This is a genomic window from Crystallibacter permensis (genome assembly GCF_025960875.1).
Classification (GTDB): Bacteria; Actinomycetota; Actinomycetes; order Actinomycetales; family Micrococcaceae; genus Crystallibacter; species Crystallibacter permensis.
Genome location: NZ_JAODLR010000007.1, coordinates 159661 through 185755, shown reverse-complemented (window position 1 = coordinate 185755; position 26095 = coordinate 159661). Strand labels below are relative to the sequence as shown.

Annotated in this window: 25 protein-coding genes; 9 read left to right on the top strand and 16 right to left on the bottom strand. The window is 64.8% G+C overall.

The features are described 5' to 3' along the window. Positions 1-43 precede the first annotated feature (43 nt). A complete protein-coding gene (gene glgA, locus B0G38_RS11015; RefSeq protein ID WP_264669488.1) occupies positions 44-1240 on the bottom strand; it encodes a glycogen synthase in 1197 nt (398 codons plus the stop codon). 104 nt (positions 1241-1344) lie between these two features. On the opposite strand from glgA, the gene glgC reads away from it, so the two are divergent. Together glgC and B0G38_RS11005 are read left to right on the top strand one after the other, a co-directional pair. After that, positions 1345-2613: a glucose-1-phosphate adenylyltransferase gene (gene glgC / locus B0G38_RS11010; RefSeq protein WP_319801240.1), complete on the top strand. Its 1269-nt coding sequence runs from the start codon at positions 1345-1347 to the stop codon at positions 2611-2613. A 115-nt stretch (positions 2614-2728) separates the two neighbouring features. Next, positions 2729-4171 carry an SDR family oxidoreductase gene (locus tag B0G38_RS11005; RefSeq protein WP_264669487.1) on the top strand — a complete coding sequence of 481 codons (1443 nt, stop codon included), beginning with the start codon at positions 2729-2731 and terminating at the stop codon, positions 4169-4171. Positions 4172-4203: 32 nt separating this feature from the next. On the opposite strand, the gene B0G38_RS11000 is transcribed toward B0G38_RS11005, so the two are convergent. The 4 genes from B0G38_RS11000 to B0G38_RS10985 are packed head-to-tail and all read right to left on the bottom strand — an operon-like array spanning position 4204 to position 8594. Further along, on the bottom strand, positions 4204-5199 hold the full coding sequence (locus B0G38_RS11000) for an adenosine deaminase (RefSeq protein ID WP_264669486.1): 996 nt from the start codon (positions 5197-5199) through the stop codon (positions 4204-4206). 17 nt (positions 5200-5216) lie between these two features. After that, positions 5217-6068 carry a transglutaminase family protein gene (locus B0G38_RS10995; protein ID WP_264669485.1) on the bottom strand — a complete coding sequence of 284 codons (852 nt, stop codon included), beginning with the start codon at positions 6066-6068 and terminating at the stop codon, positions 5217-5219. Next, a complete protein-coding gene (locus B0G38_RS10990; RefSeq protein WP_264669484.1) occupies positions 6065-6991 on the bottom strand; it encodes an alpha-E domain-containing protein in 927 nt (308 codons plus the stop codon). Before B0G38_RS10990 ends, B0G38_RS10995 begins: the two co-directional genes overlap by 4 nt. A 37-nt stretch (positions 6992-7028) precedes the next feature. Continuing rightward, a complete protein-coding gene (locus B0G38_RS10985; protein WP_264669483.1) occupies positions 7029-8594 on the bottom strand; it encodes a circularly permuted type 2 ATP-grasp protein in 1566 nt (521 codons plus the stop codon). Positions 8595-8696: 102 nt separating this feature from the next. On the opposite strand from B0G38_RS10985, the gene pepN reads away from it, so the two are divergent. Beyond that, entirely contained in the window at positions 8697-11318 is a 2622-nt protein-coding gene (gene pepN, locus B0G38_RS10980; protein WP_264669503.1) for an aminopeptidase N, read from the top strand. Here pepN and B0G38_RS10975 read toward each other — a convergent pair whose 3' ends face one another. Both B0G38_RS10975 and B0G38_RS10970 read right to left on the bottom strand, forming a co-directional pair. Beyond that, positions 11319-12860 carry a hypothetical protein gene (locus tag B0G38_RS10975; protein WP_264669482.1) on the bottom strand — a complete coding sequence of 514 codons (1542 nt, stop codon included), beginning with the start codon at positions 12858-12860 and terminating at the stop codon, positions 11319-11321. Next, positions 12839-13348 carry a hypothetical protein gene (locus tag B0G38_RS10970; protein ID WP_264669481.1) on the bottom strand — a complete coding sequence of 170 codons (510 nt, stop codon included), beginning with the start codon at positions 13346-13348 and terminating at the stop codon, positions 12839-12841. The genes B0G38_RS10975 and B0G38_RS10970 overlap by 22 nt, the downstream gene beginning before the upstream one ends. Before the next feature lie 163 nt (positions 13349-13511). On the opposite strand from B0G38_RS10970, the gene B0G38_RS10965 reads away from it, so the two are divergent. Continuing rightward, on the top strand, positions 13512-14453 hold the full coding sequence (locus tag B0G38_RS10965) for an alpha/beta fold hydrolase (RefSeq protein WP_264669480.1): 942 nt from the start codon (positions 13512-13514) through the stop codon (positions 14451-14453). Here the strand turns inward: B0G38_RS10965 and B0G38_RS10960 are convergent. The 6 genes from B0G38_RS10960 to B0G38_RS10935 all read right to left on the bottom strand — a co-directional run bounded on the left by B0G38_RS10960 (position 14348) and on the right by B0G38_RS10935 (position 19020). After that, positions 14348-15409, bottom strand: coding sequence for a lipoate--protein ligase family protein (locus B0G38_RS10960; RefSeq protein WP_264669479.1), 1062 nt, complete (start codon positions 15407-15409; stop codon positions 14348-14350). The genes B0G38_RS10965 and B0G38_RS10960 overlap by 106 nt on opposite strands. A 79-nt stretch (positions 15410-15488) precedes the next feature. Continuing rightward, positions 15489-16046: an NADPH-dependent FMN reductase gene (locus tag B0G38_RS10955; protein WP_264669478.1), complete on the bottom strand. Its 558-nt coding sequence runs from the start codon at positions 16044-16046 to the stop codon at positions 15489-15491. 161 nt (positions 16047-16207) lie between these two features. Continuing rightward, positions 16208-16462 carry a type B 50S ribosomal protein L31 gene (locus tag B0G38_RS10950; protein ID WP_074702428.1) on the bottom strand — a complete coding sequence of 85 codons (255 nt, stop codon included), beginning with the start codon at positions 16460-16462 and terminating at the stop codon, positions 16208-16210. A gap of 176 nt (positions 16463-16638) precedes the next feature. After that, positions 16639-17445 carry a TrmH family RNA methyltransferase gene (locus B0G38_RS10945; protein ID WP_264669477.1) on the bottom strand — a complete coding sequence of 269 codons (807 nt, stop codon included), beginning with the start codon at positions 17443-17445 and terminating at the stop codon, positions 16639-16641. Further along, a complete protein-coding gene (locus B0G38_RS10940) occupies positions 17442-18218 on the bottom strand; it encodes a sulfite exporter TauE/SafE family protein (protein ID WP_264669476.1) in 777 nt (258 codons plus the stop codon). The genes B0G38_RS10945 and B0G38_RS10940 overlap by 4 nt, the downstream gene beginning before the upstream one ends. Positions 18219-18231: 13 nt before the next feature. Further along, positions 18232-19020 carry an ABC transporter ATP-binding protein gene (locus tag B0G38_RS10935; protein WP_264669475.1) on the bottom strand — a complete coding sequence of 263 codons (789 nt, stop codon included), beginning with the start codon at positions 19018-19020 and terminating at the stop codon, positions 18232-18234. Positions 19021-19149: 129 nt separating this feature from the next. On the opposite strand from B0G38_RS10935, the gene serB reads away from it, so the two are divergent. Next, on the top strand, positions 19150-20043 hold the full coding sequence (gene serB / locus B0G38_RS10930; protein ID WP_264669474.1) for a phosphoserine phosphatase SerB: 894 nt from the start codon (positions 19150-19152) through the stop codon (positions 20041-20043). A gap of 119 nt (positions 20044-20162) precedes the next feature. On the opposite strand, the gene B0G38_RS10925 is transcribed toward serB, so the two are convergent. Together B0G38_RS10925 and fabG are read right to left on the bottom strand one after the other, a co-directional pair. Next, entirely contained in the window at positions 20163-20915 is a 753-nt protein-coding gene (locus B0G38_RS10925) for an SDR family oxidoreductase (protein WP_264669473.1), read from the bottom strand. A gap of 152 nt (positions 20916-21067) precedes the next feature. Then, positions 21068-21790: a beta-ketoacyl-ACP reductase gene (gene fabG, locus B0G38_RS10920; protein WP_139003589.1), complete on the bottom strand. Its 723-nt coding sequence runs from the start codon at positions 21788-21790 to the stop codon at positions 21068-21070. Positions 21791-21944: 154 nt separating this feature from the next. Here fabG and B0G38_RS10915 point away from each other — a divergent pair, with 154 nt between their 5' ends. Genes B0G38_RS10915 through B0G38_RS10905 form a run of 3 tightly spaced genes read left to right on the top strand, consistent with a single transcriptional unit; the run spans position 21945 to position 23623 of the window. Then, complete coding sequence (locus B0G38_RS10915) at positions 21945-22481, top strand: DUF3099 domain-containing protein (RefSeq protein WP_264669472.1); 537 nt, start codon at positions 21945-21947, stop codon at positions 22479-22481. Further along, the gene (locus B0G38_RS10910; RefSeq protein ID WP_264669471.1) at positions 22478-22726 is read left to right on the top strand and encodes a hypothetical protein; all 249 of its coding nucleotides are present in this window, start codon (positions 22478-22480) and stop codon (positions 22724-22726) included. Before B0G38_RS10915 ends, B0G38_RS10910 begins: the two co-directional genes overlap by 4 nt. 3 nt (positions 22727-22729) lie before the next feature. Further along, positions 22730-23623, top strand: a complete 894-nt coding sequence (locus tag B0G38_RS10905) for an SURF1 family cytochrome oxidase biogenesis protein (RefSeq protein WP_264669470.1) — start codon at positions 22730-22732, stop codon at positions 23621-23623. Positions 23624-23650: 27 nt separating this feature from the next. Here B0G38_RS10905 and B0G38_RS10900 read toward each other — a convergent pair whose 3' ends face one another. After that, positions 23651-25249 (bottom strand): ABC-F family ATP-binding cassette domain-containing protein, encoded by a 1599-nt coding sequence (locus B0G38_RS10900; RefSeq protein WP_264669469.1) that lies wholly within the window; start codon positions 25247-25249, stop codon positions 23651-23653. A gap of 183 nt (positions 25250-25432) precedes the next feature. Here B0G38_RS10900 and B0G38_RS10895 point away from each other — a divergent pair, with 183 nt between their 5' ends. Then, positions 25433-26095 carry a biotin transporter BioY gene (locus B0G38_RS10895; RefSeq protein ID WP_264669468.1) on the top strand — a complete coding sequence of 221 codons (663 nt, stop codon included), beginning with the start codon at positions 25433-25435 and terminating at the stop codon, positions 26093-26095.

The following is a 26095-nucleotide window of genomic DNA, read 5'->3' as shown; positions in this document are numbered from 1 at the left end:
AGCCCCGCCGGCCAAAGTTGCCGGCTCGGCGGGGCCGAGCGTTCTACTTCAGTACGCTGCGGTAGACCTCAAGGGTGGTCTCCGCGATGGAATGCCAGGAGAAATGCTCCTCCGCACGGCGGCGTCCGGCCTCGCCCTGCTTCCGGGCGCGGGCCGGGTCGCTGACCGTCTCAGTCAACGCGGCGGCGAAATCCTGCACGAACTTTTCGGGATCCAGCGGGGTTCCGGTGCCGTCCTGGACCTGCTCCAGCGGAACCAACGTGCCGGTGACGCCATGGTCGACTACCTCCGGAATGCCTCCGGTGGCGCTGGCGACGACCGCGGCACCGCAGGCCATGGCTTCGAGGTTAACGATGCCGAGGGGTTCATAAATGGACGGGCAGGCAAAGGCCGTCGCATGGCTGAGCACCTGGATGAGCTCGTTCCGGGGAAGCATCCGCTCGATCAGCACCACGCCGTCGCGTTCCGCGCGCAGGTCTTCGATCAAGGCGTTGACCTGGGCCCCGAGTTCCGGCGTGTCGGCCGCGCCGGCGCAGAGCACAACCTGCACCTCGGGCGGAAGCAGTTTGGCCGCACGCAACAGGTACGGCACGCCCTTTTGACGGGTAATCCTGCCCACGAACACCACGCTGGGACGGGACGGATCAATACCAAGGGCACGAACGGCGTCGTCGTTTTCATCCCGCTGCCACAATTCGACGTCGATGCCGTTGTGGACGACCTTCACCTTGCCCGGGTCCACGTTGGGGTAACTGCGCAGGATGTCGTTCCGCATTCCGGCGGACACCGCAATGATTGCCGCCGCGGCCTCATAGGCAGTCTTCTCAACCCAGGAAGAAACCGCGTAGCCGCCACCGAGCTGCTCGGCCTTCCACGGGCGCAGCGGCTCGAGTGAATGCGCGCTTAACACGTGCGGAATGTTGTGCAACAGGCTGGCCAGATGTCCGCCCATGTTGGCGTACCAGGTGTGTGAATGGACCAGGTCGGCGCCCTCGATTCCTGCGAGCATTTCGAGGTCAACTCCGAGTGTCTGGACCGCCGGATTGGCCTCGTTCAGGGACGCCGGAACCGCATAGCTGCGCACCGTCGCCCCATGGAAATCAGCGGGGCGGTCAGCCCCGAACGCGTGGACGCGCAGGTCCACTTTGTCTGCCAGCACACGGCTGAGCTCGGCCACATGAACACCAGCGCCGCCATAGATGGCAGGGGGGAATTCCTTCGTCACAATATCTATCCGCACGAAACCTAACGTAGTGCACCCGGGGGTTCTCCTCTAGTCTGAAGTTGTGGGGGACTTCATAGTTGGTTCACGGACGAACTAAGCGACTGAACGGGGAAGATGCAATGCCACAGAAGAAAGTTCTCGCCGTAGTCTTAGCAGGCGGCGAGGGCAAGCGGTTGATGCCATTGACGGCGGACAGGGCCAAACCGGGCGTGCCGTTTGCAGGCAGCTATCGGCTGATCGATTTTGCGCTGTCCAACTTGGTCAATTCGGAGTACCGGAAGATTGTGGTGCTGACCCAGTATAAGTCGCACAGTCTTGACCGGCACATCTCCGAGACCTGGCGGATGGCAACCCAGCTGGGCAACTATGTGGCATCCGTGCCGGCGCAGCAGCGCCGCGGCAAGAGCTGGTTTTTGGGCAGTGCCAACGCGATCTACCAGTCGCTGAACCTGATCCATGACGAAAACCCGGACATCGTCGTCGTTATCGGGGCGGACCATGTGTACCGGATGGACTTCTCCCAGATGGTTGAGGACCATATTGCCAGTGGTGCACCGGCATCCGTCGCCGCCGTCCGCCAGCCGCTGCGGCTCGCTGACCAGTTCGGCGTGATCGAAACCGACCCGCAGGCGCCGACACGGATCAAGGCCTTTGTCGAAAAGCCCGCCAGCACTCCGGGGCTGCCGGATGATCCGGACAGCTTCCTGGCGTCCATGGGCAACTACGTGTTCAATACCGATGCGCTGCTGGCTGCTTTGGAGGCCGACGCCGAGCGGTTGGACACGAACCACGACATGGGCGGGGACATCATCCCGTATTTCGTGAATCGCGGTGAGGCTGCCGTCTACGACTTCACGGCCAATGAGGTGCCCGGTTCAACGGCTGCCGACCAGCAGTACTGGCGCGACGTTGGAACCCTGGATTCCTACTATGACGCGCACATGGATTTGATCAGCCCGCTGCCGGCGTTCAACCTGTACAACCTTGAGTGGCCCATCTACACCCGGCAGTCCGTCTCCCCGCCGGCCAAACTGGTCCGCGGTGTCAGTGGTGCCGCCGGTACCGCGCTCGATTCGATCCTGTCCCAGGGTGTTGTGGTCTCCGGTGCCGTGGTCTCCGGCTCGGTTCTCGCCACGAATGTCTTTGTGGCCGAGCGGGCGGAAGTATCGGACAGCGTCCTGATGGACAAGGTTACGGTGGGCGAAGGCGCTGTCATCCGCAGGGCCATTCTGGATAAGAACGTGCACGTGCCTGCCGGTGCCAGCATCGGCGTTGATGCCGAACTGGACCGGGCGCGCGGCTTTGCCGTGACCGATTCCGGATTGACGGTATTGAGCAAGGGCCAGGAAGTCCTGCTCCAGGCTTCGTCGCCGGTCGCCACCCCGTAGGCAGGTCCCTTGTCCCCGGGTTCAACGGACGGAGCCCGGGGGCAGTAAACTTGGCAGGGCCCGGTATCAATGCGGGCCATCCCCTGCCAAGTCTTCCGGAGTGAAACAGCACCACATGAGCAAGCCAGACCTGACCCCGGAAGAAATCGCCGCGTGCGTGAAAGTGCTCGAGCAGATCCATGTGCTGGATGAGGACCATCCGGACTATGTGGCAGTGCGCCGCGCCACCGGGAAGATGTTCAAGTCCGTCAAGCGGCACCGCAAGGTCCAGAAGCGCGACGCCGTTGCTGCCGCCGACCGTGAGGTCATGTCGCGGACTGCTACCGCGGCCGAGGACCGGATCGACGACGAAACCCAGGGGCTGCAGCTGACCTCCTCCGCCCGGGGCGACGTGGCAGGGCACCTGATCCGGCCGCGGAACTGCTACATCTGCAAGCAGCCGTACACCCAGGTGGACGCCTTTTACCACCAGCTCTGCCCCGAGTGCGCCGCATTCAGCCACGGCAAACGCGAAGCGCGGGCCGACCTGCATGGCAAGCGTGCCCTGTTGACCGGCGGCCGCGCCAAAATCGGCATGTACATCGCCCTGCGGCTGCTGCGCGACGGCGCCCACACCACGATCACGACCCGCTTCCCCAAAGATGCCGCGCGCCGTTTCATGGCGCTGGAAGACAGTGCAGACTGGATCCACCGGCTGCGCATTGTCGGGATCGACCTGCGCGATCCGGCACAGGTCATCGCCCTGGCCGATTCCGTCGCCGAAGCGGGTCCGCTGGACATCCTGATCAACAATGCCGCCCAGACCGTGCGCCGCTCCCCCAACGCCTACCGGCCGCTGGTGGACGCCGAATCGGAGCCGTTGCCCGCAGGATCCGGCGCTGCCCCCGAACTGGTGACCTTCGGCCACGCCCATGACAAGCATCCGATCGCCCTGGCCGGCTCGGTTTCCTCCCACCCGGTGCTTGCAGCAGACGAGATTACCGCTCTGGCGTTGACCGCCCGTTCCGCGACGCCGGAGCGGATCAGCAACGGAACGGCGATCGACGCCGGTGGACTGGTACCGGACATCACGCACATCAACAGCTGGACGCAGGTTGTCGACCAAGTGGACCCGCTGGAAATGCTCGAAGTCCAGCTGTGCAACGTGACCGCGCCGTTCCTGCTGGTCAGCCGGCTGCGACCCGCCATGGCTGCCTCGCCCGCACGGCGGAAATACATCGTGAACGTGTCGGCCATGGAAGGCCAGTTCTCGCGCCGCTACAAGGGGCCCGGCCATCCGCACACCAATATGGCCAAGGCTTCGTTGAACATGCTCACCCGGACCAGCGCCGAAGAAATGTTCACCGAGGACGGCATCCTGATGACTGCCGTGGACACCGGCTGGATTACCGATGAGCGGCCGCACCACACCAAGATGCGGTTGGCTGACGAGGGTTTCCACGCCCCGCTGGATCTAGTCGACGGGGCGGCCCGTGTCTACGATCCGGTGGTCCAAGGGGAAGAGGGCGTGGATCTGTACGGCTGCTTCCTGAAGGACTACAAGCCGTCGCCTTGGTAGGCGATCTTACAAGGTTACGCGCTTGTAATGACCTACCGGTGCTGTTGCCGCCACTGTTCGACCTCGGCCAGCAATTCGCGCCGGCGCGTGTCCGTCAGGAAGGCGGACCTGACGGAGTTAGCGGCCAGATCGGCCAGCTGTGCGGTACTGAAACCGAAGGCTGCACGCACCTGACGGAAATTCTCGTCCATATAACCGCCGAAGTACGCCGGATCGTCCGAGTTTACGGAGACGTTCAGGCCGCGCTGCAGCATCCGCGGCAGAGGGTGCTCGGGCAATGTGTCCACAGCCCGCAGCCGCACGTTGGATAGCGGGCAGACAGTGAGCGGAACCTGCTCGGCGACGAGGCGCTCCACCAGTTCCTCGTCCTCCATGCACCGGATGCCGTGGTCGATCCTGTCCACCGCCAGCAGATCCAGCGCCTCGCGGATATAGTCCGGCGGCCCCTCCTCCCCCGCGTGTGCTACGCACTTGAGGCCCGCTTGACGGGCCCTCTCGTACAGTGCCACGAAGTTCCGGGGCGGGTTGTCCCGCTCGGCTGAATCCAGGCCAATACCGATGATCGGCACTTCCATCTCAAGCAGCTCGTCCAGTACGGCGAGTGCCTCTTCCACGGGGCGATCCCGCAGGAATGCGGCTATCAGCTCAGTGCTGACTCCGAATTCGGATTCACTCTTCGCCAACACTTCGGCAACGGCTCCCACCGAAGTGGCCAACGGAATTCCGCGTGACAGGTGGGCCTGCGGGTCCACCATGATTTCGGCGTGACGGACCCCCGCAGCGGCCGCCCGCGTCAGGTACGCCCTGGTCATGTCAGCGAAATCATCCGCGGTCCGGAGCACGGCCATATTGCTGTAGTACAAATCCAGAAAAGACTGCAGGTCGATGAACTCATAGTGCCGGCGCAGCTCTTCGATGTCTCCATACGGCAGCTCGATGCCGTTGCGTTCGGCTAGCCGGAAGATCAGCTCCGGCTCCAGCGTTCCCTCGATGTGGATGTGGAGTTCCACGGTAGGTAGCTCGGTCATTTCGCTCCTCTGCGTCTTCATGCCAGCCGGGTTACCTCGACCTGCACCTTGAGTTCGGACCCGCCGCCGCCGGAAAGTATGCCCTTCAGCGGAGAGACGTCGCGGTAGTCCCTGCCGCGTGCCACGGACACATGCAGGTCACTGATCGGGACGGCGTTGGTGGGATCCCAGCTGCGCCATTCTCCGTCCCACCACTCCAGCCAGGCGTGGGACTCGCCCGTTACCGTTTCGCCGATGCCCGCGTCCCGCTTGGGATGCAGGTACCCGGAGACGTACCGGGCCGGGATGCCGAGGCCGCGCAGCGCGCCGATGCCCAGGTGCGCCAGGTCCTGGCAGACGCCCTTGCGGTGATTCCATACTTCTTCGGCGTTGGACTGCACACCCGTGACGCCGGGAACATACTGCATTTCCGCCTTCAGCCAGGCCATGAGGGCATGGGCGGCTTCATGCGGCGGCAGGCCTTCCGTGAACTCACGCACCGATGCCTGGACCTCTTCCCCAGGCTCGCTGAGGCGGGTCTGCGGCAGCCAATCGGCATAGTCGTCCAGGACCGGATCCGACCGCAGCACGTCCCAGTCCGCCGTTTCCTCCACGACCGGAATCCTCTGGCTGCGGTGGACCTCTACAGTGGTCAGGGACGTGACTTCGAGGAAGTCGTGCGCCGTCTGCATGTCGAAGGCCGTCACCCGGGTGCCCCAGTAATCGCGGTAATTGCTGACGACGGCGCTCGAAGGGCTGACCGTCAGGGACGATTCCAGCACCACTTGCTGGGAGTCGGTGAGGGGCGTCATCCGTGCCTCGTTATAGGAGAGCGTGACGCTGCGGTCGTAGCGGTATCCGGTCCGGTGTTCTATGCGCAGGCGGCTCATGACACTTCCCCTACCCAGGACAGATCGATGGGCTGGGCGAAGTAGGTCCGGGTCACGGCATCGGAGGCCTGGGCACAGGCCCTTTGGACGCGGTCCATGTGCTCGGGCAACTCGGCCAGCAGGTCATCGGGCTGGTGGAACTCCAGGAAGGTGCGGGCCTGGCCGACAATCCTGCGTGCGTCGTTGATGAAGCCGATGCGTTGGTAGGACGGATCCAGACGCTCGAGGGCCTTTTCCGCGTCGCTCAGCGCGTAGACAATGGACCGCGGAAACAACCGGTCCAGCAGCAGGAACTCCGCGGCCTGCTCTTCGCCGGAGGCCCCACGCCGGGTGCGGAGAAAGGACTCGTAAGCTCCCGCGCAACGCAGCATGTTCACCCAGGACAGCCCGGCAGAGAGCACGCCCTGGGTGGCGAGCATGCGGGCCGTCATGTCCGCCCTTTCGAGGCTGCGGCCCAGGGCAAGGAACTGCCAGCTCTCGTCGTGGCTCATGGTGGTATCGGCCAGGCCTTTGATCATGGCCGTGCGCTCCAGCACCCAGTGGCAGAACCGGTACGTGCCCACGACGTCCTTGCGGTGCTGGCTGAGCCCGTACCAGGTGGTGTTCAGCCCTTCCCAGAGCGTCGAGGAAACGGTCTCGCGTGCCCGGCGGGCGTTTTCGCGTGCGGCCCCGAGTGCACCGGCAATGGACGTCGGGCTCACCCGGTCATAGGCGAGCTTGTTCAGCAGATCCCCCAGGCCGAAGTCATCGCTGTCGGGCCGCGAACCCATGATCCCAAGCAGCTGCCGCGACACCAGGCGCTGCTCGTCCGGCTGCAGTTGGTTCAGCCGCTCCAGATTGACGTCCAGGATGCGGGCCGTGCCATCGGCGCGTTCCACATACCTGCCTATCCAGAACAGGGATTCCGCAATGCGGCTCAGCATCGGTTCCTGCCTCCTCGGTTCACTGTCACCACGTCCTTCACTGTTCCGGCTGGCTGTCGGGCCAGTTTGAATCCACAGGCCAGACACTCGCCTGTTCCCGCGCCGGCGGTGCAGGCACAACGGCAGGACTGCCGGTCGTTTCGACCTGCGTGTCAGGCGAATCGTCGGCGAGCACCCAGGTGTCTTTGGACCCGCCGCCCTGGCTGGAGTTGACGATCAGCGACCCCTCCTTCAGCGCCACCCGGGTCAATCCGCCGGGCAGCACCCAGACGTCGTCGCCGTCGTTAATCGCAAAGGGGCGCAGGTCCACATGCCGCGGGCCGAACTGGCCGCCGGACATGGTGGGCACCGTGGACAGCTGGAGCACCGGCTGGGCAATCCAGCCGCGCGGATCATGGAGAACCTTGGCGCGCAGCGTCTCCAGTTCCTCCTTGGTGGCATCCGGCCCGATCACCAGCCCTTTGCCGCCGGAACCGTCCACCGGTTTGACTACCAGTTCATCGAGCCGGTCCAGGACTTCCGCGCGGGCCTGGGGTTCCTCCAGCCGGAAGGTGTCCACATTGGGGAGGATGGGCTCTTCGCTCAGGTAGTAGCGGATCAGGTCGGGCACGTAGCTGTATACCAGTTTGTCATCGGCGACGCCGTTGCCTACTGCGTTGGCGATGGTCACGTTGCCCGCCCGGGCCGCGTTGAGGATGCCGGGGCAGCCCAGCATCGAATCGGACCTGAACTGCAAGGGGTCGAGGAACTCGTCGTCAATCCGCTTGTAGATCACGTCCACACGCTGCTCGCCGCCGGTGGTACGCATGTAGACCCGGTTGCCACGGCAGATCAGGTCCCGGCCTTCGACCAGCTCCACGCCCATCAGCCCTGCCAGCAGGGTGTGCTCGAAATAGGCGCTGTTGAAAACGCCGGGAGTGAGTACGACGACGGTCGGATCCTCGGCGCCGGAAGGTGCGGTTTTGCGCAGCGCCGACAGCAGCCGCCGCGGGTACTCCTCGACCGGCCGGATGGGCTGCTGCCCGAATGCCTCCGGCAGGCCCTTCGCCATGGCGCGGCGGTTCTCGATCACGTAGCTGACGCCGCTGGGAACGCGGACGTTGTCCTCCAGGACACGGAAGGTGCCGGACTGGTCCCGGACCACGTCGATTCCGGCGATATGCACGCGCACGCCGCCGGCCGGATCGAAGCCGTACGCTTCGCGGTGGAAGTTGGCGCTGGATGTGACGAGCCTGCGCGGGATGACGCCGTCCGCCACCACTGTCATCCGGTTATAGACATCGTCCAGGAAGGACTCCAGTGCACGGACCCGCTGGGTGACACCGCGCTCCAGGATGTTCCAGTCGGACCCGGAGATGATCCGCGGCACCAGATCCAGCGGAAAGGGCCGTTCTTCGCCGGCGAAGTCGAAGGTGACTCCCCGGTCCAGGAAGGTACGGGCCATGGAATCTGCCCGTGCGGTGACATCCGCCAAGGTTAACTGACCCAGTGCGGCTGCCACGTGGGCATACTCGGCCCGCGGCATCTGGCCCGCGCCGAACATCTCGTCGAAGGCAGGGCTGCGTTTTGCCGCGGTGGCGTAGTCCTCAAACAAGTCCGACATGGCAAAAGCGTTTCACGTATTTGGTTCCGGCACACGCTTTTGCCCCAGAACAGCGTGTTCGCAGCCGAGCGGTGCAGCGGCCACCGTGGTTAAATGGGCCGGGTGAAGAACGAGAATCTTAGCCGGTCAGAAGCCCGCCGACGGTCAGAACTCATCGAAGTTGAAAACTACGACGTAGCGCTGGACCTGCGAGGTGTCCTGGACCCGGAGTCAACCGGCTACATTTCCCGCTCCGTCATCACGTTCAAGTGCAACGAACCGGGAGCCGGGACCTTTGTGGACTTCATCCACGATGGCATCCACTCGGTCATGCTGAATGGGATCCAGCTGGATTCTGACGCCGTCGTGGACGGCTCGCGTATCCACCTCGCGGATCTGGCCGCCGAAAACCAGGTCACGATCGTCGGCACTGCCCTCTACAGCCGCAGCGGCGAGGGACTGCACCGGTTCGTGGACCCCGCGGACGGCCGGATCTACCTGTACACGCAGTACGAACCGGCCGATGCCCGCCGTGTCTTCGCCAATTTCGAACAGCCTGATCTGAAGGCCAGTTTCACCTTCAATGTCGCCGCGCCGTCGGACTGGCAGGTGTCCTCCAACAGCCCGCTGGCCGTGTGTGAAGAGATGGCCTCGACGCCCGGTTTCTCGATCCGGCGCTTTGCCCCGACCCAGCCCATCTCCACGTACATCACCACCGTCCTCGCCGGCCCGTACCACTTTGTCGAGGACAGCTGGAAGCGCACCCTTGCGGACGGCACCGAACTGCAGGTGCCGCTGGGCACCTATTGCCGTGCATCGCTGGCCGAGGCCTTCGATGCGGCGGAAATTTTCGCGATCACCAAGGCCGGACTGGACTTTTTCCACGAGTTGTTCGAGTATCCGTATCCCTTCGGCAAGTATGAGCAGGCCTTCGTGCCCGAATACAACCTCGGTGCCATGGAAAACCCCGGGCTGGTCACCTTCACCGAGACTTACGTCTTCAAATCCCGGGCCACGGATGCCCAGTACCAGGCACGCGGAAACACCATCATGCACGAGATGGCCCATATGTGGTTCGGCAACCTGGTCACGATGCAGTGGTGGGACGACCTCTGGCTCAAAGAGTCCTTTGCCGACTACATGGGGTCGCTGGCGCTGGTGGAAGCCACCGCGTGGAAGGACGCCTGGGTCGCCTTCGCCAACCGCCGCAAGGCCTGGGCCTATGTGCAGGACCAGCTGCCCACTACGCATCCGATCGTCGCCGACATCCGGGATCTGGAGGCCGCCAAGCAGAATTTCGACGGGATTACCTATGCCAAGGGTGCCTCGGTGCTCAAGCAGTTGGTCGCCTACGTCGGCTTCGACGCCTTTATCAGCGCCGCCCGGCAGTACTTCCGGGACAACGCCTACGCGAACACCACCCTGGACGATTTCCTGACCGTCCTCAGCGAAGCCTCCGGGCGGGACATGCGCCGCTGGTCCTCCCTGTGGCTGCAGACTGCCGGTATTTCCACGCTGGTTCCTGAGATTGAGTACGACGGCGATCGGCTGGCTCGGGTGCGGCTGCTTCAGGATGCAATCGATCCCGTCACTGCCCGGACCGTGGACCGGCCGCACCGGCTCCGACTGGGCCTCTACGACTTCGACGCCAGTGGTGCGTTGGTACGCACCGATTCAGTGGAGCTGGATCTGGCCGATTCCGAAACGGACGTTCCGGAACTCGCGGGGCGGCCCACCCCGGCGCTGCTGCTGGTCAACGACGACGACCTGACGTATGCCAAGGTCCGGTTCGATGCCGCCTCGCTGCAGACCGTGCTCTCTGCCCTGGACAAGGTCACTGACCCGTTGGCCCGCGCTTTGTGCTGGTCAACCCTGTGGAACATGACCCGCGACGGACTGCTGGCACCGGCTGACTACCTGGGCGCCGTGGATCGCTTCGCTCCCGCCGAGTCGGACAACGGCGTGCTGCAGGTGCTGCTCGACTGTGCCGGGACAGCGCTGGACCGCTACCTGCCGGCAGTTGAGCGGACGGCGCAGCGGGAGCGGTTTGTTGACTCCGTCCGGATGCAATTGGGCAAGGCTACAGCCGGCAGCGACCAGCAGCTGACCTGGGCCCGGTCGCTGGCCGCGCTATCCCGCTCGACCCCGCGCTACGCCGGCACCATCGCAGACCTGCTGAGCGGCAGTGAGAGCGTTGGCGGGCTGGCGTTGGACTCCGACCTGCGCTGGCGGTTCTGGCAGGCCCTCGCTGCCACCGGCCACGCCACCCAGGAGCAGCTGGACACGGAGTTGGCGTCGGACCTGACCGCAGCGGGCAGAGCCGGCCATGTGACAGCCATGACAGCGCGTCCCGATCCTGCGGTCAAGGCGCAGGCCTGGGCAGACGCAGTGACCGGCTCCGAGCTGTCCAACCAATTACTTGATGCGACCATCGACGGCTTTACTGCCGCAGGACATGTGCTGCTGGATCCCTACGTCGAGCCGTACTTCCAGAGCATCGAAAGCGTCTGGGCGCAGAAGAGCATCGAGATCGCCAGCCGTATTGTTCGGGGTTTCTATCCCCTCGTCCAGGACCTTGAGCCGGGCGCCGAGCCGCGGCAGCACGCCGTCGTTGTCCGTACCGACGAATGGCTGGCCGGTCACAGCGACGCGCCGGCCGCCCTGCGCCGGATCATCATCGAGCAGCGCGACCATCTGCTTCGCGCCCTCACGGTGCAGAGGCGGCAGTTGGTCCAGGCATTCTGATCAGGTTATCCAGGCCTCGTTGACGCGTGAGTCCGGGAGGTAGACGCAGTAAGTCCCCGTCCGGATGGCCCGCTCGAGGTGCTCCGCCAACGGCGGGTCGTGCTCACGAATCCGGTCCATGGCATGGCGGATTGCCCGGGTCACGCTGACGCGGGCGCGTTCGGATGCGGAGCCCGCGCGCCGGCTACGCCCGTTGAGTCCGACAGCCCTCGATAGCTCGCGGATGAGGAACTCGCGTTCCGCCTCCGCCTGGGCGACGCGTCCGAGGTCCCGCATGAGACGGGCCTCATCGAGGTCCTCATCGATCTCCGCCAGCCGCCGACGATAGGCGTTCTTCGCCTGGTCGTCCAGCATCGCGCCTGCGTCTCCCCAGCCGGAAGACACGAGCTCGGGATCAGGCAGACCCGCATGGACCGCAGCCGGATCAGTCCCGCTCGATACGAGGTCGAGCACGTGGAACTCCCTGCCGGGATGCACGAGGAGCCGCGCTAGATAGTGAAGCCCCTTCAGATCGCGCAGGGCAACAGTGTTTTCTTCGAATGAGATAAACCAGTAGTCGCCTGTCCGGCGAAAGGAGCTGGGCCCGCGTTTACGCTCTTCTGCCTTATGGCCTGCTCCCAGGATTTCGACGGCGGCATCGGCAGCCGCCAGCTCCAGGCCGGCGCTGATTTCATCCCCCGCAGCGCGGTGCGCCTGTGCGAGCTCGGTGCGCGCCAAGGCGACTTCGTAGGGTGCTCCTACCAGGCTCCACAGCTGCACGGCACTCTGGAAGGCACTCCGGGCGCCGGGCACCTCGCCGGCGGCGAGCCGCACCCGTCCGTTCGCCATAGCCGCACTGGCAGACAGTGCCCTGCTCTCGAACGATGCGGCTACCTGGGCAAGTTCGTCGGCGGAGTCGCGGGCGGCCACGAGGTCTCCGGCCGCCACTTCGATCTCGACGCTCGCGGCCAGCAGCGGAGCCCGGCGTAGTCCGGTGTTCGGCGGGAGTTCCTTGGAAGGGACGGTTACGGGATGTTCGAGTGAGTCCCGGATGGATGCTGCCGCCAAAGCCACGTCGCCCTGAGCCAGCCGCACAAGGGCGAGTCCCGGTTGCGGATCCCACCCAGCCTGGCGAGCTGCGAGGAAAGCCTCCTCCGCACCATTTAGATCGCCCAGCTGGTATCGCACGCGGCCCAATTCTGTAAGTGGCCACCCGAACTCGCGCCGAAGATATGGCCGGAGCTCCGCGCAGGCCGCCAGGGCCACCTGCTCCGCTTCAGCGGTTGCCCCGCGCAGCCGCAGGATCTGGGCGCGGTGGACACGGCAGCGGCCATGGGTGCTGCCGATACCGTTTCCTTGGCGCCACCGCTCCATGGCCTCCGTCCACTCCTCGGCGAGGTCGTACTGAGCGAGCCCCTGGAGCATGCACACGAGCTCGCAGTAAACCATTCCCGTCGTTACGGCATCCAGTTCACCGGAAACAGTGGCCACCGCGGCTTCGTCGGCAAGTATCAGGCCCCCGCGGACGTCCCCCTCCAGAATTACGGCGTGAGCCTCTGCCACCCTGCCGACGGCAGCCGCTGCCGGGTTGCAGATCGATCCACCTCGACGGCCCGGCCGGCCCATTCGCGCGCGGCGACGACGTCGCCTATCATCAGGCGCTCGTAGCTCCTGATGACCGCCAGCCAGGCATGGACCGGCGTCTCCTCCTGCCCCGCCAAGAGCCGCTCTGCCCGTTTGACCCACCCGCGGATCGGCGCCATCAGAGCAGTATCCATGAGCAGATGCAAGGCAACGCGGGCAGCCGCACCGGCCGCTGCGATCGGGTCGCCGAGACGCACAGCCTCCGCATGCGCGCGTTCCCATGCCTCGATCGTCATGTCGAGATGACCGGCGGCATAGGCGGCTTCGGCCAGAAGCCCCAAGTCCTGCACCGAAAGCGGTTCGCGCGCGTCCAAGCCGACGAGCAGGTCGTACGCCTGCGACCACTCGCCGCTGCCGTATGCCTCGCGCGCCTGCTCCACCAGCGGCGCTTCGGCGTCGTCGTACATCGCTCACCGATCCGCAGGCATGCCTGCTCAGACCCGGCCCCGGCGTAACACCGGGGGTTACCCAAGTAACAGTGTTCCTCACGCATAGGGGTTTACCAAGCCCGATCGCTGGCCGCGGGAGACGCCGCGGGCGGATGGCGGGTCACGCACAAGGAGCATCAAAATGAACACGAACCAGACGAAGCTGCCATCATCGGGCACGGTGCAGACGAATGGGCAGGTGCTGTACTACGAAATCCGCGGCGAAGGACCTGCACTCGTCCTGGTGATGGGAATCGGCTACGACTCGTCACTCTGGACACTGGCGCAGGTCCCGGCCCTGTCCCCCCGGTTCCGGGTGGTCTTGGTCGACAACCGGGACGCGGGCCGCAGCTCGAAAGCCAGCCACCCGTACACCATTGCAGACATGGCAGATGACCTGTCCGGCCTGCTTGACGCGCTGGGGATTGCCCGAACCCATCTGTTGGGGCTTTCCATGGGCGGGATGATTGCCCAGGAATTCGCCCTACGGCACGCCGACCGAGTGGATCGGCTGGTGCTCGCCGGAACGGGAGCTGCACCGGCAAGAAGCGCCGTCGACCCGATCCAAATCTGGAGCTGGGTCAAGGCGAACGACGCTACGGGGAAGGTGTTTGGCGGGCAGCAGTTCGTGTCACTGTTCTCCACAGCCTTCCTCCGGAACCACGAGGCTGTGCAGGACACTGCCGCATTGTTGGCAAGCAATCCGTATCCGATGAGTCCCGAGGCCTACGGGCGGCAGGCAGATGCCTACCTGCAGTTCGACGCCCTGGACCGGCTGGGCGCAATCACGGCGCCCACTCTTGTCCTCGTTGGCGAGCAGGACCTGCTGACACCACCTTGGATAGCCCGCGAGGTCGCCGACGCGATCCCCGGCGCACGGTTCGAAGTCATCCGTGGCGACGGGGCCTCGCACGTTGCGGCGATCGAGCGTCCCGACGACTTCAACCGCCTCGTTTCGGACTTCCTGGCACCGACGGTTCAGGGCACGCGGTTGAGCCATTCGTCGGTGGCGAACTTAGTGGCTGCCAGTTCCTTGGCGGCAGCGAGTTCCTCTTCGGAAACCCCGGCTTCCACCGCCCCGTAGCGGTCTTTGAAGGTATCCATCATGGTGGTGATAATTTCGGTGCGCGACAACCCGGTCTGACGGCGCAGCGGATCGACCCGTTTTTTGGCACTGATGATGCCCTTGTCCGAAATCTTCTCCTTGCCGATCCGCAGCACGTCGGTCATCTTGTCCGCGTCGATGTCATAGGACATGGTCACGTGGTGCAGCATGGAGCCGCTGGCCAACCGCTTCTGCGCGGCCCCGCCGATCTTGCCTTCCGGCGTCGCAATGTCATTGAGCGGTTGGTAGAAGGCTTCCACGCCCACCTTCTTCAGTGCGGCCATGGCCCAGGCGTCCAGGAACGAATAGGAGGCTTCAAAGGACAGCCCGTCCACCAGCGTCTGCGGCAGATAGAGGGAGTAGGTGATGGCGTTGCCATGCTCCATAAACATGGCTCCGCCACCGGTGATCCGCCTGACCACCGTGACGCCGTGGCGCTCGGCTCCGTCCGGATCCACCTCGTTGCGCACGGACTGGAAGCTGCCGATGACCACGGACGGCTCGTCCCAGTCCCACAGGCGCAGGGCCGGCGGCCGTTTGCCTTCGCCCACCCGCCGGGCCAGCACCTCGTCCAAGGCTACGTTGAGGTGGATGGGCAGCGTCTGCGGCCCGATGACCTGCCAGTGATGGTCAAGCCAGCCGGTCGCCTTGGCCAGGGCCCGGCGCACTGCCACTGCCACCGCATCGGCCGAAAATCCGAAAAGCACGACGTCGGCAGCCAGCGCAGCGGAAATGGCTGCGGAATACTCGCTATGGCTGGCCTCCGCGGACAGGCCGTTCAAGGCTGCGTTGATGTCCCCCAGAGCCTCGTCCGGTTCCAGGAAGAAGTCGCCGCTGATCGAAACATTGGCCAGCCGGCCATCGAGGACGTCGAGGTCGGCGACGACCAGTTTGCCGCCGAGGACCTTGTATTCACCGTGCCGGTGCTCTGACATCTGCGCTCCCTATTCCACGCCTACCAACTCAACGTTTCAGTCTTACCATCGACGGCGGCAGTGCGCGAAGCGGGACAGGTCAGCTGCGCAGGGTCTTCATCGCGCCGGCCCAGGCAATGACCTGGTCGAAGAGCGGGGTGAGGGCCTCGGTGGCCTCGTCCGTGGGGACGAAGTCCTGGTCGTCGTCGAATTCGTCATCGAAGGGCAGGAAGACCTGGGCCCTGACGTCGGCCAGCTGCAGTTCGGCCGCGATCCCGCGCAGGTGCTCCACGACACGGGTGCCGCCGGCGCTGCCGTAGCTGACAAATCCGGCGGATTTGTTGTTCCACTCCGCGTACAGGAAGTCGATGGCGTTCTTCAGGGCGCCGGGGACCGAATGGTTGTATTCCGCGGTGACGAAGATGTAGCCGTCGAACGGGGCGATCCTCGCCGACCAGGCCTTGGTGTGGTCCTTGCTGTACTGCCCGGTTGACGGCGGCATCGGCTCGTCGAGCAGAGGCAGGTTCTGCTGGGCGACGTCGATCAATTCGAACTCGGCATCAGGGCGCTGGCGGGCGTGTTCATAGACCCAGTTGGCAACGGGTGAGCCGGTGCGGCCGGGGCGGGTGCTGCCGAGAATGATCGCGATTTTCAACATAGCGGACTTCTCCATTCGACGAAGGCGGTTCAGTCATGCTCGTGTCTGCGCCCGGTGGGCCTAGTCGCATCCTAGCCTCCCGGGGACTTGAGGGGCCGGTTAAAGAACGAATGCCCGTACCGAAGCGGTACGGGCATTCGTGAAAAGCTGCGGGCGAAGGACTACTTCTTGCCGAAGCCCTTGAAGCGTGCGTTGAAGCGCTCGACGCGGCCGGCGCTGTCCATGATGCGCTGCTTGCCGGTGTAGAACGGGTGCGATTCGGAGGAGATTTCAACCTCGATCAGCGGGTAGGTGTTGCCGTCTTCCCACTCAACAGTCTTGTTGGAACCAACAGTGGACTTGGTCAGGAAGGAAACGCCGGACGCCAGATCGCGGAAAACAACCGGGGCGTACTTCGGGTGAATATCAGACTTCATTGTGTAACCTTTGATCGCGCCCCTGGATTTTGCCAGCGGCTTTAAGGATTGGAAAGAGAGCAGTCCACACAGGACCAGCAATAAACACTACCGTATCCAAGCCCCCACGTCGAAACCGGGCGGCAACCCGGCCTGGCAGCGGCACCTTCGCGGCGGGCATCCATATCCCGGGCATTTCAGTCAGGGCGACAGGCCCAGAAAGCCACCGCACTGGCAGCGGCCACGTTGAGGGAATCCACGCCCGCACGCATGGGGATCATGACTTTGAGATCGACGCCGGCCAGGGTCTCCGGCAGCATGCCCGCACCCTCGGTCCCCAAGACCAGGGCCAGCTTGTCGAAATCGCGTGACTCGAGTTCATCGAGGGTGATGGCATCCGCGGTAAGTTCCAGCGCCGCCGTCGTAAATCCTTCTTGGCGGAGCAAGGCGAGTTCACCCGGCCAATCGTCCAGCCGCGCCCACGGGATCTGGAAGACCGTCCCCATACTCACCCGGATGCTGCGGCGGTAGAGCGGGTCCGCGCAGCGGGGGCTGATCAGCACTGCGTCCATGCCCATGGCGGCTGCGGAACGGAAAATGGCACCGACGTTGGTGTGGTCCACGATGTCTTCCAGCACGGCCACGCGGCGGGCGCCGGAGAGAACCGCGGCCACCGGCAGCGGGGCAGGGCGGTTCATCGCGGCCATTGCACCGCGGTGCAGGTGGAAGCCGGTGATCGCTTCGAGGACCTCGGGCGCGCCGACGAACACCGGGACGTCAGGGAACTGCGTGATTACATCCTCCAGGTCCGCCAGCCATTTCCCGGCCAGGAAGAAGGACCGCGGGGTATGGCCGGCGGCGATCGCCCGGCGCAGCACCTTGGAACTTTCCGCAATGTACATGCCCTCGGCCGGTTCGCGGCGCCGGCGGAGCGCGGTGTCGGTCAGCTGGGTGTAGTCGGCCACGCGGGGATCCTGGGCCGAGGACAGGTGCTGCAGGTTCATGCGATGAGGTTCGAGATCATCACGTACAGCGCCACGAGGCCAAGGACAACGATGATGCCGCGCAGGACAATGGGCTTGAGCCGCCGGCCGACGGCGGAGCCGACCAAGGCACCGATGAGGGAACTGACCGCGATGATGAGTACCACCCACCAGTCGATCCGGTCGAACGCGAAAATCATGTAGGAGATGGCGGCAATGATGTTGACGGCCAGCACCAGCACGTTCTTCATGGCGTTGGCCTGCTGGATGGTGCCGTGCAGGAACACCCCCAGGATCCCGACCAGCAGGACGCCCTGGGCGGCAACGAAGTAGCCACCGTAGACGCCGGCGAAGTAGACCAGGAACAGCAGCACCCAGGGGTGGCTCTTCTCGCGGGCCTGGGCGGCCTCGCGTTCGCGCACCCACTTCTGCAGCCGGGGCTGGAAGACCACGAACAGCAGGGCGATCACGATCAGGAACGGGGCGGCGTATTCGAAAACTGCTTCGGGCAGGTTCAGCAGCAGGGCCGCTCCGGTGATGCCGCCGAGCAAAGAGGCAGGCAACAGGACCTTGAGGGTGCTCCGGAGCCCGGAAAGTTCGCGCCGGTAGCCGTAGACTCCCCCGACGTTGCCGGCGATCAGGCCCATGGCATTGGAGATGGTCGCCGTCACCGGGGCGAAGCCGAGCGCCACCAGGACGGGGAAGGTGACCAGCGTGCCGGAACCGACAATGCTGTTGATCGTTCCGGCCCACAGCCCGGCCAGGGCAATGATTCCAGCGTGCAGTAAATCCATCTAGGGGCAGAGCTTAGCTGCGCCGGGCGACTGCGGTGTAGCGGCCGCCGTCTTCCTTGAGCTCAAGCGGCATATCGAAGGCCGAGCTGAGGTTCTCTTCGGTCAGGACTTCGGCAATGGGGCCTTGCGCCACCACGCCGCCTTCGCGCAGGAGCATGGCATGGGTGAAGCCCGGCGGTACTTCTTCGAGGTGGTGGGTGACCAGGACCAGGGCCGGAGCTTCCTCGTCGGCGGCCAGTTCGCTCAGGCGCTGCACCAGGTCCTCGCGGCCGGCCAGATCCAGTCCGGCGCCCGGCTCATCCAGCAGCAGCAGTTCAGGATCCGCCATCAGTGCACGGGCGATCTGCACGCGTTTGCGTTCGCCTTCGCTTAGGGTGGCGAACGGGCGGTTCAGGAAGGTGGACATGCCCCACTGGTTCAACAGCCGGAAGGCGCGGCGTTCGTCCATCTTTTCGTACTGCTCGCGCCAGCGTCCGGTTACACCGTAGGAGGCCGTCACCACGACGTTGAGGACCGTTTCATGCTCGGGTATCTGGCTGGCCAGCGCCGCCGACGCCAAACCGATCCGGGGCCGCAGCTCAAAAACGTCCACCGAGCCCATCGTCTCTTCCAGGATGCCGGCTTCGCCCTTGGTAGGATGGAGACGGGCGCCGGCGATCTGCAGCAGCGTCGTCTTGCCGGCACCGTTCGGACCGAGAATAACCCAGCGCTCACCGTCCTTGACCTGCCAGTCCACGCTGTCAAGCAGGGTCTTGCGCCCGCGGACAACGCTGACTCCGGCAAATTCAAGAACATCGCTCATAGGAGTAGACATTAGGCTAAAAGCCGTAGCATTCGCCAAACGCTACGCCGATTACCGATGATGGGATCCGGCACATTTCCCCGTTGTTTATCCGTCCGGCCCCGCCGTGAAGACAAGGATCTATCCCGCATGCTCTCGCTTTTCCGCGTTGTTTCCTACGGCGTCGAACTCCCCGACGACTACCTTGCCGCCGTCCAGCACGCCGTGTCCGAAGCCGGCGGGGACATTGTGGAACTGGAAAACTTCCAGAACGACCGCTTCAAGGCCACCATACTGACCGTCGGGTACGACGGCGATACCGCCGCCGGCCTCTCGGCGCTGCGGGCGGCGGTCAAACCGGTGATCACCGAAACCTTGGGAACGGCGGTCATGCCGGCCGAGTTGGCGGGACCGCACCGGAAGATGCTGATCATGGACGTGGACTCCACGCTGATCAAGCAGGAAGTGATCGAACTGCTGGCGGAGCACGCCGGCACGCATGTGGAGGTCGCTGCCGTGACCGAAGCCGCCATGCGCGGCGAACTGGACTTTGCCCAGAGCCTCCATGCGCGGGTGGAGACGCTGCGGGATCTGCCCGTGGACGTGACCGAGCGGGTCCGCGAGACGGTTCAGCTCTCTGACGGGGCCGCCGAGCTTGTGGAGGCATTCCTGGACGCGGGCCATGTGGTGGGGGTGGTATCCGGCGGCTTCAGCCAAATCCTCGACCCACTGGCCGCGGAGCTGAAACTCCATTACTGGCGCGCCAACCTGCTGGGCACGGCGGAAGGTGCGCTGACCGGGCTGGTGGATGGCGCCGTCGTCGACCGGGCTGCCAAAGAAGCCTCGCTGCGCGAGTGGGCCGAGGCCGAGAACATAGACCTGGCACAGACCATCGCGATCGGTGACGGTGCCAACGACCTCGACATGCTGGCCGCCGCCGGCCTTGGCGTGGCCTTCAACGCCAAACCGGCCGTGCGCGATGCCGCCGACGCCGCGATCAACATCCCTTATCTGGACGTCGCCAGGCTCTTCGCCGGTGTCTGACCAACTTCGAGAGGTTCCGGGTCTCTCCGGCGGCGCCGCCTGGCAAACCGCTTAAACGGCCGGCGGCTGCCGCGGAAGTATTCCGCTGCAGCCGCCGGCTCAGGTCCCCGTTGACGGACTCAGGCCTGGGCGTTCTGGAACCAGTCGGCTCCGCCGACCAGCTCGGTGTGTCCCGAAGGAACGTCCGCCGTGGCCATCCTGGCAATCTCCACGGCAAACTCCTCGACCGAATAAAGCTTTCCTGCCGCCTCACGGCGGGCCTCGATGGCCCCGGGCGCCGCGCGGTCCAACAGCGTGGCGGTCACCGTGCCTTCGATCATGTCGCCGGAGACCACCACCAGCGAGATGCCCTTCTCCGCCAGCGCCGGCAGTTCGGCCCGCAATGCGTCCTCGCCGGCCCGCTTGCTCCGGGCCACCGGCTCATATTCGGGCATCGTGGGGACAGTGTCGATGAAGTGCGCCTGATGGCTGGTGACGAAGACGACGCGCGAACCCGAGGGCATGACGTCCACGGCGGCCTTGAGCATGTTCACCTGGGCGTCACGGTTCAGGCGCATGGCGTAGTCCTCACCCAGCCCGGCCTCCATGCCCCCGGACGCGTTGAGGACCAGCAGGTCCAGTCCGCCGAAATTCTCCGTGGCCGCGTCGACCAGCGCCTGCGCGCCTTCCGGCACGGTGAGGTCCGCCCCGACCGCCACAGCGCGACCGCCGGCTGCTTCGATCTGCGTCACTACCTTGTTGGCACGGGGCGCCTTCTGGCGGTAGTTGATGACCACGGACGCGCCCTCAGCGGCGAGGTTCTTCGCTACGTCTGCACCGATCCCGCGGGACGACCCCGTCACGATGGCCGATTTGCCTTCCAATGCGCCCATGGCTGCTCCTCAATTTTTGCGGGGGGACTCCCCTGCGCCTCCTTGTAGGAAACGCTTAACGGTAATGGTTGTCTGCTTCCATACTGCCAGTCCGCGAAGCCGGACCTATTGTAGGAAACCGACAAAGCGCAGCCGAAGCAGCCTGATCGGCGCTAGTGCCCCATGCCGAGGCCGCCGTCAACGGGGATGACGGCGCCGGAGATGTAGGCGGCCTCGTCGCTGGCAATCCAGCGGACCACATTGGCCACCTCCTCCGGTTCGGCGAAGCGGCCGGCGGGAATGCTGGCAAGGTAGCTCTTCTGGGTATCCTCGGGCAGCTCGGCCGTCATGTCCGTGTTGACGAACCCGGGGGCCACCACGTTGGCGGTGATGCCGCGCGAACCGAGCTCGCGGGTCAGCGACCGTGCCATGCCGACCAGGCCGGACTTTGACGCGGCGTAGTTGATCTGGCCGGGCGAACCGTACAGGCCGACAACCGAGGAGATCAGGACAACGCGGCCCTTGCGCAGCCGGATCATGCCTTTCGAGGCCCGCTTGATGACGCGGAAGGCGCCGCCAAGGTTCGTGTCCACGACGTCGGTGAAATCGTCTTCGCTCATCCGCAGCAGCAGCGTATCGCGGGTGATGCCGGCATTTGCCACGACTACTTCCACCGGACCGTGGGCGGCCTCAACCTCGGTGAAGGCTGCGTCAAGGGAGGCGGTATCGGTGACGTCGGCCTTGACGCCCAGCAGACCCTCGGGAACGTCACCGCTGCGGTAGGTGATGGCTACCTTATCGCCGTTGGCCAGAAAGGACTTGGCGATGGCCAGGCCGATCCCGCGGTTGCCGCCCGTGACCAGGACGCTTCGCCCGGTCTGCTGTTCGTTGCTCACATTTACCTCCGTTGAACGCGGTTTATTTCTAAAGAATCCTAGCCCTCGGCCGGCTGCTGGCCCGCATGTGACCATACCCATCACGGCCGTCCCGGCCATCGACTTCGTCTGGGTTCCGGCACGTGGGAGAATTGAAGTGGGTCTTTGGAGCGTGATGAATAAGCAGCCAGATGATGATCGGGAAGTCCTCAGCATTACGGATGTCCCCGAAAGCCACACGGACGAGATGCACCGTCGGATGGTCAAGTATTCCCTTGCGATGGGAATCCGCTTGGCGTGCCTTCTGCTGTTCTTTTTTATCGACGGCTGGGCCAGATGGCTCTTTGTTGCCGGAGCAGTCTTCCTGCCTTGGATCGCTGTCATCATTGCCAATGGCGGCAGCGACCAGAGCAATCTCAAGCACAGCGATGCGTTGCTGGACCACGCACCCGTCGGCGAACTGGAGTCTGCGGAAGCCGCTGCGAAGGCCGCTGAGCCAGTGGTGGTGCCCGGCGAGATCATCGACGAGGAGCAGGAGCCCGGTATGGCGGCCGGCCAGTCCGCCCCCGGCGAAGGAGCGGGACGGGCAACCGGTTCGGAAACCATTCACCGGCGTGCGGGTCCTGCCGCACATGTTCATGACAGCTATGAGGTCTTCGAGGGCAATCTGAGCCCGGTGACGAAGCGCCGGAAGGACGAAAGCACCGCGTGAGTATTTTTGACCAGCTATCCGGAGGCGGGCAGCCAACGCCGGCTGAGACCGTGTGTTCCAGAAAGGGCTGCCGCGCTGCTGCAGTCTGGCAGGTGCGGTGGAACAACCCCAAAATCCACACGCCCGAACGACGGAAGGTCTGGCTGGCCTGCGAGGACCACCGCGGCTGGCTGGAAGACTATCTCAAGCTGCGCGGGCTGTGGCGCGATACCCAGCCTCTGGACGCTCAGGCAGAGGGAAACTAACCGATGTACCGTTTTCTGTTCAGCGCGAAGTGGCTGGGTTGGCTCCTTCTGGTCGCGGTCCTCGCCTCTGTCTGCGTTCTGCTGGGCAACTGGCAGATGGACCGCAGGGACCAGGCCCATGACGTGATTACCGCGATTGAATCCAATTACGACGCCGACCCTGTCGATTTTGAGGCCGTGCCGGATATCTTCGCCGAAGCCGACGACGCCGATGAATGGACGCCTGTGGTGCTGCGCGGCGAGTATGACCAGGCCGGCCAGCGGGTTGTGCGCAACCGGCCGCTCAACGGCCGTCCGGGGTACGAGGTCCTGATCCCGCTGAAGCTGGACTCGGGCCCGACTGTCATTATCAACCGCGGTTGGCTGCCGATCGGCAATGACGTGGCAGGCCACCCGGACACGGTCCCGGCAGCCCCGGAAGGTGACGTCACCGTCGTCGCACGCGTCAAGCCGGGCGAGTCGTCAGTGGACCGCGGGGCCCCGGAGGGGCAGCTGGCATCGATCCAACTGGACGAGTACGCAGCCGAGCTGGGGTACCCGGTCTTTACTGGAGGATACGGCTTGATGGCGGCCGAGAATCCGGCCCCGGCTGAACGTCCCGCCCTCATGCCCAAGCCGGCGATCGATGAGGGTCCGCACCTGTCCTACTCCATGCAGTGGTACGCCTTCGGTGTGCTGTTCTTCGTCGGCTACGGCTATGCCGCCCGGCAGCAGGCAAGAATGGACCGGCTGCAGGAGGAAGATGAAGAAGCCGGCTACCACGAAGCCAATCCCGCTCCGCGGCCAGCCGCGCAGAAGCGTTCCCGCAAGCGCCCCAGTGCCGAGGAAGAAGAAGACGCCGTGTTGGACGCCCAGGGATTCCGCACGGATGGTTCGCTGCTGAGCGAGCGGGGCTAAGCCCGCCGCCAGCGGCCGTGAGGCACGCTATGCGAGCGTGACCAGGTCCAGGTAGCTCTCGTTCCAGAGGTCCTCCACGCCATCAGGCAGCAGGACAACGCGCTCCGGGTTCAGCGCTTCCACTGCCCCCTCGTCGTGGCTGACCATGACCACTGCGCCGCTGTAATTGCGCAGCGCGCCGAGGATCTCGGCACGGCTGGCCGGATCGAGGTTGTTGGTGGGCTCGTCGAGCAGCAACACGTTGGCCGAGGACGCAACAATGGTGGCCAGCGCCAAGCGGGTCTTCTCACCGCCGGAGAGTACGCCTGCAGGCTTGTTGACGTCGTCGCCGGAGAACAGGAACGAGCCGAGGATATTGCGCACTTCGGCGTCCTGCAGATCCGGGGCGGCCGTGCGCATGTTTTCCAGAACGCTGCGTTCGGTATCGAGCGTTTCATGCTCCTGCGCGTAGTAGCCGATCTTCAGCCCGTGCCCGGGAATGACCTCGCCGGTATCCGGTGAATCCACCCCGGCGAGCATCCGCAGCAGCGTGGTCTTGCCCGCACCGTTCAGTCCTAGAATCACTACCCTTGAACCGCGGTCAATGGCCAGGTCCACATCGGTGAAGATTTCCAATGAGCCATAGGACTTGCTCAGTCCCTCGGCCGTCATCGGGGTTTTGCCACAGGGAGACGGGTCCGGGAAACGCAGCGCTGCGACCTTGTCGCTGGCACGTACGGCATCCAGTCCGCTGAGCAACCGCTCGGCCCGATTGGCCATGTTCTGCGCTGCGACGGCCTTGGTGGCCTTGGCCCGCATCTTGTTGGCCTGGTCCATCAGCACCCCGGCCTTCTTCTCCGCATTCGCGCGCTCACGCTTGCGGGCACGCTCATCGGTTTCGCGCTGGAGCTGGTAGCGCTTCCAGTTCATGTTGTAGATGTCGATGGTGGCGCGGTTGGCGTCAAGCAGGAAGACCTTGTTGACGGTGGCTTCGAGCAGCTCGGTGTCGTGGCTGATCACGATCAGACCGCCGTGGTGGTTCTTCAGGAACTCACGAAGCCAGGTGATGGAGTCCGCGTCCAGGTGGTTGGTGGGCTCATCCAGCAGCATGGTGTCGGCGCCCGAGTATAGGATTCGGGCCAGTTCAACACGGCGGCGCTGGCCGCCGGAAAGAGTTTTGAGCGGCTGGTTCAGGATCCGCTCCGGCAGCGCCAGATTGGAGGAAATCGCGGCCGCTTCGGCCTCCGCAGCGTAGCCGCCGCCCGCAAGGAACTCGGCTTCAAGCCGGTCGTAACTGCGCATGGCCTTGGCCTGGACGTCCGGATTCTCGCTGGCCATGTCGGCCTGCGCGGCGCGGAGTTTGCCGGAGACGACATCCAGTCCGCGGGCGGAGAGAATACGGTCGCGTGCCAGCTGGTCCATGTTCGGCGTCCGCGGGTCCTGCGGCAGGTAGCCAATGTCTCCGCTGCGGGTAACCTGGCCTGCTGCCGGAATGCCCTCGCCGGCGAGAACCCGGGTCAGCGTGGTTTTGCCGGCGCCGTTGCGGCCCACCAGCCCGATCTTGTCGCCCTTGTCCACACGGAATGACACCGCGTCCATGAGCAGACGGGCTCCAGCGCGCAGCTCAAGATCATTAACGGTAATCACAGGTAGGACCTCTTCAAGGGAATATAAGGGAATACGCAGTACAAGATGCTGTAGAAATCAGCCTTTCCAGTCTACCGGCCCGTATGACTTCGAAGGAAACCTACAAACGCAGGCTGCCCCGCAGGCGCTATTCTCGGTAGTTGGGGTAGACATGTTGTCCCCATGCCATAGAAGGAGCTTTCGATGCCGAAGCAGTCCGCCCACAACCGGAACCTTGTTGCCTCCGACGTCGTCGGCGGCTCCCCCGCCGCCGGAAACGCGCCGCGGCGCCGTTCCTGGAACGGCACCGACCTGGCCCTCATCGGCGTCTTTGCGGCGCTGACCGCCGCATCGATCGCGGTTCCCCCGATCCCGGCCGGCAATATCCTCGGTGTGCCCATAACGCTCCAGACCATGGTGGTTGCCTTGGCCGGACTGGTCCTCGGCGCTGCCCGCGCGTTCGCCGCGGTGGGACTGTATGTGCTGCTTGGCCTTGTCGGCCTGCCCATTTTCGCCGGCTACCAGGGCGGTCTGGGCGTGCTGGCGATGGGTTCCGCCGGCTACCTGCTTTCCTTCCCCTTCGCCGCTGCACTGATCGGGGTGCTGGCGCGGCCGGCGCTCCGGCGGGTCCGCAAGCTGACCACGCTGACCACGCTCTGGCTGTTCGCGGCTGCGACCGCCGGCACCGTCCTGACGCATCTGTGCGGGATTGCAGGCATGATGCTCAACGGGCAACTGGCCTTCGGTGCTGCGCTGGTTGCCGACCTGCCGTTCGTCCCCGGGGATCTGGTCAAGAACGCCGCGGCTGCTGCGATCGCCGTCGGTATCCACAAAGCCTTCCCTGATCTGCTTCGCCGGCCACGCTGA

Bases quoted from the DNA above. Each gene is read 5' to 3' on its own strand.
- B0G38_RS10970 (WP_264669481.1), bottom strand. From the start codon at position 13,348: ATGTACGACGACGCCGAAGCGCCGCTGGTGGAGCAGGCGCGCGAGGCA.
- B0G38_RS11000 (WP_264669486.1), bottom strand. From the start codon at position 5,199: ATGACCGAGCTACCTACCGTGGAACTCCACATCCACATCGAGGGAACG.
- B0G38_RS10995 (WP_264669485.1), bottom strand. From the start codon at position 6,068: ATGAGCCGCCTGCGCATAGAACACCGGACCGGATACCGCTACGACCGC.
- B0G38_RS10925 (WP_264669473.1), bottom strand. From the start codon at position 20,915: ATGGGCGCATTGGAAGGCAAATCGGCCATCGTGACGGGGTCGTCCCGC.
- serB (WP_264669474.1), top strand. From the start codon at position 19,150: ATGCTCTCGCTTTTCCGCGTTGTTTCCTACGGCGTCGAACTCCCCGAC.
- B0G38_RS11005 (WP_264669487.1), top strand. From the start codon at position 2,729: ATGAGCAAGCCAGACCTGACCCCGGAAGAAATCGCCGCGTGCGTGAAA.
- B0G38_RS10915 (WP_264669472.1), top strand. From the start codon at position 21,945: ATGAATAAGCAGCCAGATGATGATCGGGAAGTCCTCAGCATTACGGAT.
- B0G38_RS10905 (WP_264669470.1), top strand. From the start codon at position 22,730: ATGTACCGTTTTCTGTTCAGCGCGAAGTGGCTGGGTTGGCTCCTTCTG.
- glgC (WP_319801240.1), top strand. From the start codon at position 1,345: ATGCCACAGAAGAAAGTTCTCGCCGTAGTCTTAGCAGGCGGCGAGGGC.
- B0G38_RS10955 (WP_264669478.1), bottom strand. From the start codon at position 16,046: ATGTTGAAAATCGCGATCATTCTCGGCAGCACCCGCCCCGGCCGCACC.
- B0G38_RS10960 (WP_264669479.1), bottom strand. From the start codon at position 15,409: ATGTCAGAGCACCGGCACGGTGAATACAAGGTCCTCGGCGGCAAACTG.
- B0G38_RS10990 (WP_264669484.1), bottom strand. From the start codon at position 6,991: ATGCTGAGCCGCATTGCGGAATCCCTGTTCTGGATAGGCAGGTATGTG.
- B0G38_RS10935 (WP_264669475.1), bottom strand. From the start codon at position 19,020: ATGAGCGATGTTCTTGAATTTGCCGGAGTCAGCGTTGTCCGCGGGCGC.
- B0G38_RS10985 (WP_264669483.1), bottom strand. From the start codon at position 8,594: ATGTCGGACTTGTTTGAGGACTACGCCACCGCGGCAAAACGCAGCCCT.
- B0G38_RS10965 (WP_264669480.1), top strand. From the start codon at position 13,512: ATGAACACGAACCAGACGAAGCTGCCATCATCGGGCACGGTGCAGACG.
- B0G38_RS10940 (WP_264669476.1), bottom strand. From the start codon at position 18,218: ATGGATTTACTGCACGCTGGAATCATTGCCCTGGCCGGGCTGTGGGCC.
- B0G38_RS10950 (WP_074702428.1), bottom strand. From the start codon at position 16,462: ATGAAGTCTGATATTCACCCGAAGTACGCCCCGGTTGTTTTCCGCGAT.
- B0G38_RS10895 (WP_264669468.1), top strand. From the start codon at position 25,433: ATGCCGAAGCAGTCCGCCCACAACCGGAACCTTGTTGCCTCCGACGTC.
- B0G38_RS10945 (WP_264669477.1), bottom strand. From the start codon at position 17,445: ATGAACCTGCAGCACCTGTCCTCGGCCCAGGATCCCCGCGTGGCCGAC.